Below are 15,283 nucleotides of genomic sequence, written 5' to 3'. Positions count from 1 at the left end.
TAGTACTTTCTATTATAGTTGAATGTCTGTGTGCCTGTCACCCCAGCCATTAAGTTAGCTGAATAAAATGTTTAACTTAAGATTGTATAGGAAAAATAGTTGAAATATAATACATAAAAAAGCCGAGGAGAATAATAAATGAACCATATCGATTTACTAAAAAAAATCTTCGAACCGAATCGAAATGAAGAACAAGCCATTCCAATGCAAAAGTATATGAAAGATCACTTTCCTTTTTTAGGAATAAAAAAACCGGAAAGAAGTCAGCTTGTTAAACAATTTTTTCAGAAAAGCGAGATATTAAAAGATGATTTTCAACAGGAGTTTGTGTGAGCATTATGGCAGGAACCAGAACGGGAATATCATTACACAGCACTTGACTATATTGGGAAGTTTTTAAAGCAATTAGAGCCAAGTGATTTGCCTTTAATGGAGAAGCTTATCATGACAAAATCGTGGTGGGATACAGTAGATGGGATTGCATCCAATGCAGTTGGCAAAATCGCTGCACAATTTCCAAAGGTTATTTCAGAAACAATTGAAGGTTGGGCTTATGGAGACCATCTTTGGCTGCAAAGGGCATCTATTATTTTTCAGCTAAAGTATAAAACAGCAACAAATGAAGAGCTTTTATATCGCTATATGATTCAACATGCAGACAGTAAGGAGTTTTTTATCCAAAAAGCAATTGGTTGGGCATTGCGAGAGTATTCCAAAACAAATCCCCAGTCCGTTCGTGCATTTATAGATGAACATTCTTTGCCGAAATTGAGTGTAAGAGAAGGCAGCAAATATATTTAGGGAAATACAGAAAAAAATGATGAGGCACAACTATCACAATAAACGGGAATTCAATACCGAAACTTGAAACTCGGTAAAACTGTTTGTTTCGAATAAATAATTCAATTTTAAAAGAAAAATAGATTTACTTTTTCTTGTTTCATTTCAGAATATTTTAATTGAGAGAAAGGAGAAAGGCAATATATGTTTAGAATAGATTTAAACTGTGATTTAGGAGAAAGTTTTGGTGCTTATAAGGTAGGGTTAGACGAAGAGATTCTTTCATTTGTCACATCTGCAAACATTGCCTGTGGCTTTCATGCTGGAGATCCTAGTGTTATGAAAAAAACAGTTAAGCTTGCACTGGAAAATGGGGTGGCAATTGGAGCACATCCTGGTTTGCCAGATTTAATAGGCTTTGGGCGCCGTAATATGAATATTTCTGCTCAAGAAGCTTATGATATGGTTGTTTATCAAATTGGTGCTCTTTATGGGTTTGTCAAATCAGAAGGTGCAAAAATGCAGCACGTAAAGCCGCACGGTGCTTTATATAATATGGCAGCAAAAAGCAAAGAGCTGTCAGAAGCCATTGCTGAAGCTGTTTATAAAGTGGACCCGGAGCTAGTGTTGTTTGGTTTATCTGGCAGTGAGCTTGTTTATGTGGGAGAGAGAATTGGGCTGCAAACCGCTCATGAAGTATTTGCGGATCGAACTTACCAGCTGGATGGATCTTTAACATCAAGAAATCAGCCTGATGCACTCATTCAAACAAATAAACAAGCAATCTCGCATGTAAAGCGAATAGTAAAAGAAGGGAAAGTCAAGTCACAGCAAGGGGTAGACATTTCCTTAAAAGCAGATACAGTTTGCATTCATGGAGATGGAGCGCATGCCCTACAATATGCAAAATCAATCAAAGAATCTCTTGAAGCTGCTGGCATCAGCATAAAAGCATTTAAATAATTAGTTTTTATGAAGGAATTGAAACATTGGAGCAAATTTAGAAGAGACCTTCAAGTAAGTTAAACATAAACTGGTCTTTATTATTAAGTGCTGCTTTTCAATTTTTAAAAGAAATAGAGGGGATTTGATGTCTCAAGTGAGTAAAAATAAACGATCAAATATACAACTAACAGCACTTGGCGACTCTGCTATAGTTATTCAATTAGGGAATGAAATCAGTAATGAAGTACATCGCAAAGTCATGATGGTAAAAACACATCTTGAGAAAAATTTAAGCAGCGGTTTTATAGAATGTGTGCCATCTTTTACAAATGTTACACTCTACTATGATCCAGTGATGATTTATAACCAATATAAACATACTGTGAAAATAAGTTCTCCTTTTCAAATAGTTCGTTCCATTATTGAAGAAGAATTAAAACATATGAGTGAATCAGAAGACCTTGATTATCGTTCTATCGAAATTCCTGTTTGCTATGGTGGAGAATATGGACCAGATTTAGAGGAGGTCGCTAAGTATAATGGCATATCAGCAGATGAGGTTATTGCGATTCATTCAGCTGGTGAATACCTTGTTTATATGATTGGCTTTGCCCCTGGATTTCCCTTTATGGGGGGGATGTCGGACAAAATAGCTACACCTAGACGTTCTACTCCACGTACATCAATTCCAGCAGGTTCAGTGGGAATTGCAGGCAAGCAGACAGGCATCTATCCGTTATCCACTCCAGGAGGGTGGCAGCTAATTGGTCAATCACCAACACCTCTATTTTTGCCAAATGAAAATCCGCCAAGTCTTCTACAGGCAGGAGACCGAGTAAAGTTTCGATCCATCTCTCAAGAAGAGTTTTTAGAAAAGCTTAATAGGGGGAGAAAGGAATGAGTATAAAAGTAAATCGTCCGGGATTGCTTACGAGTATTCAAGATTTAGGAAGATACGGTTTTCAGCAGCATGGTGTCATCGTAAGCGGCACGATGGATGCACTTTCATTAAGAATCGCCAATCTGCTTGTAGGAAATGATGAAAAGGAAGCAGTCTTAGAAATTACCTTGGTTGGTCCTTCGTTAACGTTTAATAAGGATTGCTTAATTGCTATTACTGGGGGGGATTTATCACCATCGATTGATGGAAATCTGGTTTCAGGCTGGAGACCTATTTTTATCAAAAAGGGAAGTGTTCTTACCTTCGGATCGTGCAAAGACGGATGCAGAGCTTATCTTGCTGTAGCTGGCGGCTATGATATTCCAACAGCCATGAATAGTAAAAGTACATACATACTTGGGGGCATTGGCGGCTATCATGGAAGACCATTAAAAGCTTTAGATCAGTTAACTTGTAAACCTATGTCTGAAAAATCAAAAAGGTTGTTTGATCAACTTAAGCTAAAGCAAAAAGGATTTCCTTTAGCGACAACAAGCTGGTTTGTGGACAGAACGGAGTTTTTTCCGTTTCAAAAAGCTTCTGTCGTCAGAGTAATGAATGGAGGCCAATTCGATCTATTTACACAATCAAGCAGATCTGAATTTTTTTCGCTCCCCTTTAAGGTTTCAAGTCAATCTAATCGAATGGGTTACCGAATTTCTGGACCAAAAATGGAGATGAAAGAAAAGGTGGAGATGATATCAGAAGCGGTTACGCATGGAACCATCCAAATTCCGCCTGATGGCAACCCAATCATTTTACTAGCAGACCGGCAAACTACCGGAGGATATCCAAAAATCGGCCAAGTCTCAACTGTAGACCTGCCATTGATTGCACAAACGAAGCCCGGTGAGAAAATTTATTTTTCTAGAATTACACTTGCAGAAGCAGAGCAATTGTATTTGGAAAGAGAAAGAAAGTTGAAGGCTTTAAAAGCCGCTATTTCATTAAATGTAAAGGTGTTTGAATGATGGTAAATCTACATGATTTCCATAATGAAGGAAAAGAGCCTTTATAAAAGTTGAAGACTGAGTGAAGTAGCCACAAAATGAGTGCTGTCCCAAAATAGTAGCATAAAGGGACAGGCACTCATACATGAGACAACGCACCAAATAACAGGAGAGTCCCATTAATTGCAGCATCCATGATGATTTGGACAGCCATTTTTTGCACTTTCAACTTGTACAGTAGAGTGTTCAATTCCATACTGATCATGAAGAATAATTTGTGCTTCGGATAAAACGTGATCATGTACACCGTCTTTAGCCAACACAATATGACAGCTGAATAATGACATGTCAGAAGTGATGGACCAGAGGTGAAGATCATGGACTGATTGAACGTTAGGGATGTTTAATAGTGAAGCTTTCACATTCCCTAAATTGATTTGATTAGGAGTTCCTTCCATCAAAATATGAAAGGATTCTTTTGTAATTCGAAAACCACTGATTAAGATCAGGATAGCTACAACAATGCTGGCAATTGGGTCGGCAATTTCCCATCCAAAGAAAAGAATGAATAATGCAGCAGCGATTGCTCCCACTGAACCAAGCATATCGCCAATTACATGGAGAAAAGCACTTCTTACATTTAAATTTTCGTTTTTGTCTCCTTTCATTAATAGAAAGGCAGCGGCAATATTAATGAGTAATCCTGTAATGGAGATCATAAGCATTCCTTTGCTTTGCACTTCTTGAGGATGAAAAAATCTTTGATAAGCTTCCACAAAAATATAAACGGAGATTGCCATCAATGTTAATCCATTTAACGCTGCAGCAATAATTTCAAAGCGCTTATATCCATATGTTTTTCTTTCTGTAGCCTTTCTCTCCCCAAGCTTCATTGCAAAAAAACTTAATCCTAGTGCAAAAGCATCGCTTAACATATGCCCAGCATCTGAAAGCAGAGCCAAGCTATTAGTAAGGATACCTCCGACAACCTCCACAATCATAAAAGATGTAATTAGGATAAAAGATAAAAATAGTGCTTTTTTATTCTCTGTATGCGAATGATGATGCTCATGTCCGTGATGATGATGACCATGGTTGTGTCCCATGTTTATCCCTGCTTTCTTTGTATTCTAGAATTTATATCTTAAGTTAGATAGCTATCTAGCTCCAGCGCCTAGCCCTTGTGAAAAATAACCCTTTGCCTCTATAAGTAAAAAACACTTTCCCGAGTCAAATGAACATTTTTCTTCAGGGCTAAACAAGGCGCTTCCGCTTTTCTTGTATATGAGTATATATTCATATAGCATGGTATATTTTGAGACATCGTTCAATATATATTTGTCATTTTTTGTTGCATTTTTGTGATTTTTCAGTAGATTTTATGGCTAGTGAGTGAAGAATTTCCATTACAAAAGGTGTTATGAATGGGATGTTTATTCAATTAATGTAAATGTGTCGCAATATTGTAACTATTTTGGAAGTTTTGGAGAAGTCGTATATTGTAAACTATTATTGTAGGCTTATGAAGAATTATGTCGATATAAGTCGGGGTTTAAAGGTTGCTAACTAGTTGAGAAATATTTTGCTTCTTTTTTAAGGAATTATGTAGATTAATAATTTTCAAGAGAAAAGAGCGATTTATTTTATAAAGAAAAGAAATAAGGGGGAAAAACGATGAAAATCAGTGCAAGAAATCAATTAACAGGAAAAGTAGTAGCAGTTAACGAAGGTGCAGTTAATGCAAAAGTTGACGTAGAATTAGGTGAAGGAAAGATCATTACTTCTATCGTTTCTCTTGATGCTGTAAAAGAATTAGAACTTACTGTTGGTTCAGAAGTGACAACATTAATTAAAGCTTCTAACGTATTATTAATGGCTTAATTATATCTTAGTAAAGATTTGATTTAGCTAAAAGTGCATCTGTATATCCCTTATGTTGATAGCTGTTTAATCAATATAGTAGATACACAGATGCCTTTTTATTTCCTTGAATTTTTAAATAAAAAAGTAACTGAATAAAAGCTGCTGACGAATAGAGAAAAATAGATTTTGGTAATTTTTCCTTTTATCTTTTACTATTCTTGATATAAATTGACTTTCTTTGCATGATAAACTCCTCTAGAGATGATGGCAAGCATCACAAGTATACCTCCTACAACTGCAGAACTGCCAGGCGCTTCTCTTGTAACCAAAAACACCCAAACAGGATTGAGTAAGGGCTCAATGATTGGGATTAGAATGGCTTCAATCACTGTTACGTGCCGAATCGCTTTTGCATAAAAAATATAGGGAATTCCTAGCTGAAAGATACCTAGTATTAGGAGTGCGAAAAGACTACTCAAACTTGGCATAGATAAGAAGAAAAAAGGAGAGCAAATGATAAAGGTAAAAATATTGCCTAGAAATGTTACCTCTACAGCGGAACCCTTCTTCTGAAGCATTATAAAAATAATCATGCTTGCCATCGCAACGCCGCTTAAGAGCGCAACAAAATTCCCCATCGTGTGACTCGTTTGTAAATCGCCAACAAAAAAAAGAACCATTCCTACCATGACAAAGACAATAGTCGCCCAATCTGATTTTGAAACCTTCTCTTTTAAAAACCAACCTGAAAATAAGGCAACCCATATTGGGGCAGTAAATTGTAAGAGAATGGCATTAGCTGATGTTGTTAGTTTATTGGCAGATACAAACAAAACCAAAAGACTTGCATAAGCACAGGCACCCAATAATGTCGATTTCTCTTTAAAATGGATGACAGGTTTCTTTATGTAACAAAGCATAACGATTGCGCCAATGCCGCTGCGGGCACCGGCAATTGCCATGGGATTCCAGTCTACAAGTTTAATGAACAGACCTCCAATACTCCATAAAGCAGCTGCAATGACCATATATAGGATGGCTTTTTTTCGATTCATGTCCAACTCCCCTAACTAGCATTTCTCTTCATACTACTTTAAGAACTTTGCAAGTGGTCGCTTCGTAAATTTGTACATCATATCCAGATATAAAACCATTTTTAATAAATCATTTATTTGCCTCCTAGTTATTTACATCACCTTCATTAATTAAATTATAAATACGAAAATAATACGGTACAATATTAAAAAAAGGGTTCTGTACCGGTATAGAGAATCCTATAATAAGGTGAAAATGGATTGAACATTTCGGCAATAGAGGTGAGAAATGTGAAAAAGAAATATGAACAGATTATCGACAATATTGAAGAACTTATCAAAATAAATCAGCTAAAACAGGGGGAACGACTTCCTTCGATACGTGCAATGGCTGAAAAATATAAGTGCAATAAATCAACTGTTATCCGTGCATATCAGGAACTTGAATTCAATCACAAGATTTATTCCATCCCTAAGGGGGGATTTTATTTAGTAGAAAAGCATCTTATAAATGATAAAAAATTTGAAAAAATAGATTTTTCAGAAGTCTTGCCAGATCCTAAGTTGTTGCCATATAAAGAATTTAATCATTGCATAAACAGAGCAGTAGAATTATATAAAGATAGTTTGTTTACGTATGGAAATATGCAGGGTTTGGAATCTTTAAGAAAGGTATTAGTCTATCATTTCAGTGAACATCAAGTATTTACTTCCAAAGACCATATTTTTATCACTTCAGGTGCGCAGCAAGCATTAAACATATTGACAAAAATGCGTTTTCCAAATCATAAGAGTGCTATCTTAGTTGAACAGCCTACTTACGGATTAATGCAGGAAATGGTCGAGCAAAATGGTATCAACCTAATTGGAATCGACCGGAATGATCAGGGCATTAACTTAGATGAATTAGAAATCATTTTTAAAAAACAAGACATCAAGTTTTTCTATACCATTCCAAGATTTCACAATCCTTTAGGGACAAGTTATTCTGAGAAAGAAAAAAAAGTGATAACTAGATTGGCAGAAAAGTATGATGTTTATATCGTTGAAGATGATTATCTTGTAGATATTGATTCGAATAAAAAGGTGTTGCCTGCCCATTATTATGATATATCTCAACGAACGGTTTATATAAAAAGCTTTTCAAAAGCATTTATGCCTGGCATTAGAATAGGAGCCGCTGTATTACCTGAAACATTGAGGGAGGTATTTTCAAAGCACAAACGATGTGATGATTTAAATACATCCGTATTAGCCCAAGGCGCATTAGAAATTTTTATTAACAGTGGGATGTATAAAAATCATATTAGGAAAACCCAATTAGCTTACCGAAAGAAAATGGATTGTTTAAAAGAATGTGTCGAACGTTTTAATTCGGCAGGAATAGAAATGATGATCCCGAAAACAGGATTTTTTGCTTGGATAAAACTTCCTAATGACATAAGAATGAATAGGCTGATTAAACAGTTGGAAGAAAAAGATGTCTATGTCTCTCCTGCTAACCATTATTTTATTAGTCACCATCGCAATAATCATGCTTTCAGACTATGTATTTCAAATCTAACAAACGAACAAATCAAAGCGGGCATACGAATTATCTTTGAGGAGATAGAAAAGTGTAGATGATGAGCTCTTTTTACAATTTGAAAAAGTTTACATTATCGTTTGTGTAGCTTTGTAGACCATTATATTAGCAAAATGAAAGGAAGAATTTTAATAGCTGAAGACGAGCAAGGGATTGTTTGTTTATAAAGGATTACTTTGAGAGAGAAGGATATGAAGTAATAATAGGAGAAAATGGAACGAGTGGATTGTCTGATTCACTTTCTTACAGCACGCATTGAAGATTCAGATAAAATCCTTGGTTTTTGGGTATGGAATTGTTAATGTTGGGTGACGTTCTCTGGTTTATAAAAATGTCACCCATAAGACCATATATATAATTTATTTCAATGAATAAGTTGTAATAAGATTGAAGGGCTGTGAATCAGTTATTGTGTTTTTATTTAATTTATTGAAGTTTCTAACAGTCTCGATAAATTTCTCCACTGCTTTTGTCATGTAGGTATCTGCACGATGTATAAATACAGTTGATATTTTACTGTACTTTTCAGGTATCGAATGACATTGAATAAGTCCATCTGTTTCTAAGTGACTGACAGCAGATTTTGGTACAAGGCTAACGCCTAATCCTGATACTACTCCACCTAATATCGTTTCCAAAGTGCCAAATTCCATGATTTTTGGTGTTGTAATTCCTTCATCCTTTAGCCAGTTTCTTAGTTTTTCACGGTAGGTGCATCCTGTATGAAATACTAAAAGGGGTTCATTTTTTAAGTCCTCAATAGCCATTTTCTTTTTATTTGTAATTAAAACCAAGTCTTCTTGAAAAAGTTCGTGTTGAATAATATGTGGCTGCTGGTCAAATGCTGTTACAAATGCACCGTCTAATTTGAAGTTAACAACATCCTTCACAAGCTGCTCTGTTACACCCGTTACAAGGGATAAATCAACATTTGGGTATTTTTTATGAAAGGTAGATAATACGATAGGAAGTTTCATGACCGTCTCTACCGTTCCAAACTCGAGTGAGCCAGTAGGATTATCTGAATCTTGAACTACTTTTACCATTTCGTCTACCATTGATAGAATGTTTTGGGTGTAAGATAATAATTTTTTTCCGTCTGAATTTAAAATCATTCCACGGCTATATCGATGAAACAATCGTGTTTGTAATGCTTTTTCGATCAAATTAATTCTTGTCGTTATATGTGATTGCACATAGTTTAACTCTTTGGCCGCTTTACTAACACTTCCGTGGTAAGCAACAGCTTGAAAAATCCGCATATCTTTGATTTCCACTTGAATCCCTCCTTCTTTTTTCTGATATTTCAGAAAAAAATCCTGGCAAATTTTCTTTTAGATAACTTCATTTTACTACAAATCAAGATTTTTATATGAACCTGACAAAGTCATGTCGTTTTTTTAATTACAATCTACCACTATTAGTAATATATTGTATTATTTTTAATCATTTTACAATATATATTTCCAACATTAGAAGACTGGTAACAGAATAATTCGAATTATTTAAAAAAATTAGATAAATAAATCAAGGTTTTGTACTAAGTTTCGTTTTTTTAACTACAATCTATCACTATTAGTAATATATTGTATCATTTTTAATCATTTTACAATATATATTTCCAACATTAGAATATTGGTAACAGAATAATTCGAATTGTTTAAAAAATTAGATAAATAAATCGAGGTTTTGTACTAAGTTTCGGTTTTTTACTACAACCTATCACTATTAGTGATATAATGTATCATTTTTAATCATTTTACAATATATATTTCCAACATTAGAATGTTAGTAATAAGAATAATTCGAATTATTTTAAAATTTAGATAAATAATCAGGAGGGGGACAAAAAAGGGGGAATTTTGAAATGAACAAAAATAACATCTTGCGAGGAAGGTTGGGAATAGAGAATGACAACTGAAAAAAATTATGACGTAATCATTGTTGGAGCAGGATCTATGGGAATGGCAGCTGGCTACTATTTAGCAAAGCAAGGAGTTAGCACATTATTAGTTGATGCATTTGATCCTCCGCATACAAACGGCAGCCATCATGGTGAAACACGTATTATTCGTCATGCTTATGGTGAAGGAAGAGAATATGTGCCGTTTGCCCTAAGAGCACAAGAACTATGGTATGAGCTGGAAAATAAAACTCACCACAAAATTTTCACAAAAACTGGTGTGCTGGTTTTCGGTCCTAAAGGTGAATCTGATTTCGTAGCAGAAACGATGGAAGCTGCAGAGATCCATTCATTAACTGCTGATTTACTTGAAGGCAATGAACTAAATCAGCGTTGGCCTGGTATAACTGTTCCTGAAAATTATAATGCAATTTATGAACCAAATTCTGGAGTTTTATTCAGTGATAACTGTGTCCGAGCCTATCGTGAACTAGCTGAAGCGAATGGTGCTAAAATGTTAACCAATACACCGGTTGAGGATTTTGAAATTACAGAAGATTTAGTAACGATCCATACAGCAAATGGATCCTATACAGCTGGTAAATTGATTGTTAGTATGGGAGCTTGGAATAGCAAACTTCTTTCAAAACTAAACCTTGATATTCCATTACAGCCATATCGTCAAGTTGTTGGTTTCTTTGAATCTAATGAAGCACAATATAGCAATAATGTTGATTTTCCAGCATTCATGGTGGAAGTTTCAAATGGAATTTATTACGGATTCCCAAGCTTTGGTGGATGCGGATTAAAAATTGGCTACCATACATATGGTCAAGAAGTTGATCCAGATACTATCAATCGTGAATTTGGTGTATATCAGGAGGATGAAGAGAATCTCCGTCTATTCTTGGATAAATACATGCCTGGAGCAAATGGAGAATTAAAAAAAGGAGCTGTCTGCATGTATACAAAAACACCAGACGAGCATTTTGTTATCGATTTACATCCTGAGTACTCAAATGTAGCGCTTGCTGCAGGTTTCTCTGGCCATGGATTTAAATTTTCAAGTGTAGTTGGGGAAACATTAAGCCAATTAGTCACAACTGGAAAAACAGAACATGATATTTCCCTTTTTTCCATTAACCGGCCTGTGTTGCAAAAAAATCTTCAAAAATAGTATAGACTTTTTGCTGTAAATATCAGAAAATTTTAAAAATATAGTTATTTTTAAAGTGAAAGAGAGGGTGTAATCGAGTGATGGAGCAAAAAAAGATTGTCATTATCGGAGCAGGGGTTGTAGGCAGCAGTCTTGCTTACTTTTTAAGCAAAATGGGACAGCAAAATATTACAGTTATTGAACAAGGACCACTTGTGGAAACTGGAGGATCAACCTCCCATGCTCCAGGACTTGTATTTCAATTAAGCTTTTCAAAAGTATTGACCAAATTAGCTAATAGTACAGTGAGCACCTTTAAAGAGTTAAGCACAAATGAACGTCCATCATTTTATTCAGTAGGAAGTGTTGAAGTAGCGAATACTCCAGAGCGGCTAGAAGATTTAAAACGAAAAGCTGGAGTAGCAGCATCTTGGGGGATGGAAGCATCCATTCTTACTCCTGAAGAATGCAGCGAAAAATCTTCATTAATAGATTCTAATAATATTTATGGAGGTTTGTTTACCCCATCTGATGGGATTGCGAAGCCATTAAATGCAGTACAAGAAATGATGGAATTTGCTAAATCATGTGGCGTAAAGTTTTACGGTGAAACAGAGGTCATTGACATCGATGTTCAAGATGGTCATGTGAAAAAAGTAATAACAAGTTCAGGAGAATTTGATGCTGATTTAATTGTTTGCTGTGCAGGTTTTTGGGGGCCGCGAATTGGTGAAATGGTTGGAGTGACGATTCCGCTGCAGCCGATGGCGCATCAATTTGTATGGACAGAAGATTTAAAAGAATTTGCTGAGGAGTCAGAAGAAGTAACAATGCCGCTTATTCGCCATCAAGATAGTGCGATGTATTACCGTCAAGTGTTTAACCGACTAGGTGTAGGTTCTTATCAACATCGTGCGCTGCCGGTTGAAGTAGATGAAATTACAAAATATGGCGAATCAAAAGAAATGCCTTCTGTAAAACCATTCACTCCTGAGGATTTTGAAAAGCCTTGGCAAGATGCTACCCGTTTAATGCCATCATTAAAAGATACAAGTATTACGAAGGGAATCAATGGAATCTTTTCCTTTACGCCAGATGAGATGCCGTTGCTGGGAGAATCTCATAAGGTAAAAGGATTTTGGGTGGCAGAAGCGATTTGGGTTACACATTCTGCCGGTGTTGCGAAAGAAATGGCGGAATGGATTGTAAATGGCGTCCCTACACTTGATTTAGAATTATGTGATATTAACCGTTTTGACGACTATGCACAGAGCCCATCTTTCTATAAAGCGCGCTCAATTGAAAATTATTTAAAAGTGTATGATATTCATCATCCATACATGCCTCATGATACAGGTCGAAACGTAAGGGTAAGTCCATATTATATTCGTCAAGAAGCGTTAGGTGCAGTATATAATGAAAAGTCTGGTTGGGAGCAGCCGCAATGGTATAAAGAAAATGCATCGCTTGTTTCAACTTATGAAAATGAAATCAGGCAAAAGGATAACTGGGCTGCACAATTTTGGTCGCCAATTATTGAAGCAGAACAAATCCATGCTCAAAAATTTGCAGGACTTTTTGATGCTACGGCATCAAGAAAATATTTAGAGGTTAGTGGAGAAGGAACAATAGAGTTGCTGCAGCAATTAACGACTAGTAATATTGATATTTCAATTGGAACATTTACGAAAACGTTTATGCTGCATGAATCAGCAGGAATAAAGGATGAGATAACAGTGATTCGTACAATCGAGTCAACATTTATCGTTCTTTGTTCTGGGGCAGTAGAAGCAAGCTGGATTAAAAAGCATGTTTCACCGAGCAGCAATGTTGTCATAAATGATCTTACTGCTGGAATGTGCAGTCTTTTGATTAAAGGTTCGAAAACAAAAGAATTTATGCAATCAGTTCTTAACAAGAATTTCGAGGAATCATTAGAAGTTGGACAAGTAAGGAAGCTATATATTGACCATATACCGGTCCTTTCATTCTATCAATCTATAAATGGTTCAGAGAGCTGGGAGTTATTCACTACTTCTGATCAAGGGTTAGGATTATGGGACGTTTTATATAAAGAAGGCCAGCCTTACCAGCTAATTGCAGCAGGTGAACGTGCTCTAGATGGACTTAGAATGGAGTCTCTTATTCCTAAGCCAGGAAAAGATTTTTGGAGTGAAATGACTCCATATGAAATAGAATCCATGCAAAAGGTCGACCTTGATAAACATGCGTTTATTGGAAAGGATGCAGTTCTTGATCATAAGTTGACTGGACCTAGACACTTGCTTGCTACATTGGTATTAGATGATCCATCCGTTGTGATAATGGGATATGAACCAGTGTATGATAAAGAGAAATCAGTAGGGTTTGTTACAAGCTTTGGTTATTCTTATGAAAGGAAAACAGGTGTAGCATTTGCAATTCTTTCTCCTGAAATAGTAAAAGAAGGAAATTCTCTAAGTATTGAATATTTTGGAGAGAAATACACAGCAAAAATCATATCACAGTCGGCTTTTATTACTCATTAAGTTATTTTAGATAAAATTATATTATTTAATTGATTGGGAGGAATAATGATGGTTGTTGCAAATCTGTCAGAGAAATTGAAGGCTACTCTTAAAGGAGGACTATATACAGATCCAGCTGTTTTTGAATTAGAAAAGAAACATATTTTTTCAGAGACTTGGACTTTTATTGGCTACGAATATGAAGTAGCAGAGTCGGGGCAATATATGACAACAAAAGTGGAGAATGAAAATATTGTTGTTGTTAGAGGAAAGGATAATGTATTGCGGGCTTTCCTAAATGTTTGCCGACATCGAGGAGCGACTCTTTGCAGTGATCCTTGTGGGAAAACGGGCGTCATTCGCTGTCCTTATCACTCTTGGAGCTATGGGCTGGATGGTACGCTGTTAGGCGTACCGAATACTAGTGAATGTCGTGAAGAGCTAGTAAAAAATGAACAGTTTGGTTTAGAGTCTGTACACCTTCAAACATGGCATGGAATGATTTGGGTCAACTTATCGGAAAATCCAAAACCAGTTGAGGAACAATTAGATAAACAGATTATGGATCGATTTGGTGAACTTGATACGATTGCTAGATATGGCATTGGAGATTTAAAAGTTGCTCACCGAGAAGAGTATGAGGTAGATTCAAACTGGAAAATCATTATTGAAAATTTTCAAGAATGTTATCACTGTTCATCCATTCATCCAGAACTAACTGACACTTTTCCTGAATTCAAGTCAGGAATTGGAACGCAAAATGGAGTTGGTACTGGAGCGACATTTAGTGAAAACCATGAAGCTTTTTCATTAAGCGGAAAAGGAAATCGTCCTCCATTAAAAGGATTGCTTCCTGAAGACGATCGAACTTATTTTGGAATGACGATTTTGCCTCTTGTATTCATAAATTTAACGCCAGATCATGTCATTATTCATCGCTGTATACCAATTAGTGCAGATAAAACAAAAGTTATTTGTGATTGGTTATTCGATCCGGAAGAAATGGCAAAGCCAGATTTTGATCCAATGGATGCAGTCGGGTTATTTCATCGAGTGAATTTACAAGATTTTGAGGCATGCCAATGGTGTCAAGAAAATATGGGATCGAAAGCTTATAAAAATGGCGGCATATTAGTGCCGATTGAACAACATGTAACAAAATTCTATGAATATGTTCTTGATTCCATTCAGTTGAGTGAGGACAATGAATAAAGGATGTTAAAGAATATGTAGCATGCTTAATGTAATAGAAACTCACTAACATACTAAATCTTTCTAAGTATTTAATAGAAGAGAATGGAATAGTTAAAATTCCTATTTATCCACCTTCCTTCTAAAGTGTGTAAATTTGGTTGGTACGCAACAGTGTATCAACCAAACACACAAGCTTTCATTTCTTGGGAGCTATTTTCTATTCCAATAATTTTATGGGATAACCTCCTTTCATTTTTGATCAGGGGAAGGAATCTTCAGGATACCAAGAGCGCACTTGTTGATTAATCACCCTCACATATTAGAACTCACTCTAGTCCATGAGCTGCCTGGAAGCTCCAACTTCCCATGGGTTGTTAGGAGGAACAGCCTGCGGGTTAAAAGTTCAAACAAGAGCGGAGGAGACAG

Annotated in this window: 11 protein-coding genes and 1 pseudogene; 9 read left to right on the top strand and 3 right to left on the bottom strand. The window is 35.8% G+C overall.

Features of this window, described 5'->3' with window-relative positions:
- The first annotated feature begins 138 nt into the window (after positions 1–138).
- From ACTYA4_RS14130 to ACTYA4_RS14115, 4 genes and pseudogenes are all read left to right on the top strand, one after another.
- A pseudogene (locus tag ACTYA4_RS14130) lies at positions 139–801 on the top strand (DNA alkylation repair protein).
- 183 nt (positions 802–984) lie between these two features.
- A complete protein-coding gene (pxpA, locus tag ACTYA4_RS14125) occupies positions 985–1,743 on the top strand; it encodes a 5-oxoprolinase subunit PpxA (protein ID WP_445505696.1) in 759 nt (252 codons plus the stop codon).
- Positions 1,744–1,870: 127 nt separating this feature from the next.
- Entirely contained in the window at positions 1,871–2,626 is a 756-nt protein-coding gene (pxpB, locus tag ACTYA4_RS14120; RefSeq protein ID WP_443482533.1) for a 5-oxoprolinase subunit PxpB, read from the top strand.
- Positions 2,623–3,636 carry a 5-oxoprolinase subunit C family protein gene (locus ACTYA4_RS14115; protein WP_443482532.1) on the top strand — a complete coding sequence of 338 codons (1,014 nt, stop codon included), beginning with the start codon at positions 2,623–2,625 and terminating at the stop codon, positions 3,634–3,636. The genes pxpB and ACTYA4_RS14115 overlap by 4 nt, the downstream gene beginning before the upstream one ends.
- Positions 3,637–3,794: 158 nt before the next feature.
- Here the strand turns inward: ACTYA4_RS14115 and ACTYA4_RS14110 are convergent, their stop codons facing one another.
- The gene (locus ACTYA4_RS14110) at positions 3,795–4,721 is read right to left on the bottom strand and encodes a cation diffusion facilitator family transporter (protein WP_445505695.1); all 927 of its coding nucleotides are present in this window, start codon (positions 4,719–4,721) and stop codon (positions 3,795–3,797) included.
- 568 nt (positions 4,722–5,289) lie between these two features.
- Here ACTYA4_RS14110 and ACTYA4_RS14105 point away from each other — a divergent pair.
- A complete protein-coding gene (locus ACTYA4_RS14105) occupies positions 5,290–5,496 on the top strand; it encodes a TOBE domain-containing protein (protein ID WP_443482531.1) in 207 nt (68 codons plus the stop codon).
- Positions 5,497–5,690: 194 nt separating this feature from the next.
- On the opposite strand, the gene ACTYA4_RS14100 is transcribed toward ACTYA4_RS14105, so the two are convergent.
- Positions 5,691–6,533, bottom strand: coding sequence for a DMT family transporter (locus ACTYA4_RS14100; protein WP_445505694.1), 843 nt, complete (start codon positions 6,531–6,533; stop codon positions 5,691–5,693).
- A 270-nt stretch (positions 6,534–6,803) separates the two neighbouring features.
- Here ACTYA4_RS14100 and ACTYA4_RS14095 point away from each other — a divergent pair, with 270 nt between their 5' ends.
- A complete protein-coding gene (locus ACTYA4_RS14095) occupies positions 6,804–8,138 on the top strand; it encodes an aminotransferase-like domain-containing protein (RefSeq protein WP_445505693.1) in 1,335 nt (444 codons plus the stop codon).
- A gap of 318 nt (positions 8,139–8,456) precedes the next feature.
- Here ACTYA4_RS14095 and ACTYA4_RS14090 read toward each other — a convergent pair whose 3' ends face one another.
- Entirely contained in the window at positions 8,457–9,374 is a 918-nt protein-coding gene (locus tag ACTYA4_RS14090; RefSeq protein ID WP_443482528.1) for a LysR family transcriptional regulator, read from the bottom strand.
- A 633-nt stretch (positions 9,375–10,007) separates the two neighbouring features.
- Here ACTYA4_RS14090 and solA point away from each other — a divergent pair.
- The 3 genes from solA (at position 10,008) to ACTYA4_RS14075 (ending at position 14,875) form a co-directional block, all read left to right on the top strand.
- Positions 10,008–11,177, top strand: coding sequence for an N-methyl-L-tryptophan oxidase (gene solA, locus ACTYA4_RS14085; protein WP_443482527.1), 1,170 nt, complete (start codon positions 10,008–10,010; stop codon positions 11,175–11,177).
- A gap of 80 nt (positions 11,178–11,257) precedes the next feature.
- Positions 11,258–13,684: an FAD-dependent oxidoreductase gene (locus ACTYA4_RS14080; protein WP_443482526.1), complete on the top strand. Its 2,427-nt coding sequence runs from the start codon at positions 11,258–11,260 to the stop codon at positions 13,682–13,684.
- Between the two features lie 45 nt (positions 13,685–13,729).
- Positions 13,730–14,875: an aromatic ring-hydroxylating oxygenase subunit alpha gene (locus ACTYA4_RS14075; RefSeq protein WP_443482525.1), complete on the top strand. Its 1,146-nt coding sequence runs from the start codon at positions 13,730–13,732 to the stop codon at positions 14,873–14,875.
- The last annotated feature ends 408 nt before the right edge of the window (positions 14,876–15,283 follow it).

Source organism: Niallia yueguangensis (assembly GCF_052663115.1).
Note: the sequence above shows the minus strand (reverse complement) of the source record. Positions and strands in the feature narration are given on the sequence as shown.

Bases quoted from the DNA above. Each gene is read 5' to 3' on its own strand.
- pxpA (WP_445505696.1), top strand. From the start codon at position 985: ATGTTTAGAATAGATTTAAACTGTGATTTAGGAGAAAGTTTTGGTGCT.
- pxpB (WP_443482533.1), top strand. From the start codon at position 1,871: ATGTCTCAAGTGAGTAAAAATAAACGATCAAATATACAACTAACAGCA.
- ACTYA4_RS14115 (WP_443482532.1), top strand. From the start codon at position 2,623: ATGAGTATAAAAGTAAATCGTCCGGGATTGCTTACGAGTATTCAAGAT.
- ACTYA4_RS14110 (WP_445505695.1), bottom strand. From the start codon at position 4,721: ATGGGACACAACCATGGTCATCATCATCACGGACATGAGCATCATCAT.
- ACTYA4_RS14105 (WP_443482531.1), top strand. From the start codon at position 5,290: ATGAAAATCAGTGCAAGAAATCAATTAACAGGAAAAGTAGTAGCAGTT.
- ACTYA4_RS14100 (WP_445505694.1), bottom strand. From the start codon at position 6,533: ATGAATCGAAAAAAAGCCATCCTATATATGGTCATTGCAGCTGCTTTA.
- solA (WP_443482527.1), top strand. From the start codon at position 10,008: ATGACAACTGAAAAAAATTATGACGTAATCATTGTTGGAGCAGGATCT.
- ACTYA4_RS14080 (WP_443482526.1), top strand. From the start codon at position 11,258: ATGGAGCAAAAAAAGATTGTCATTATCGGAGCAGGGGTTGTAGGCAGC.
- ACTYA4_RS14075 (WP_443482525.1), top strand. From the start codon at position 13,730: ATGATGGTTGTTGCAAATCTGTCAGAGAAATTGAAGGCTACTCTTAAA.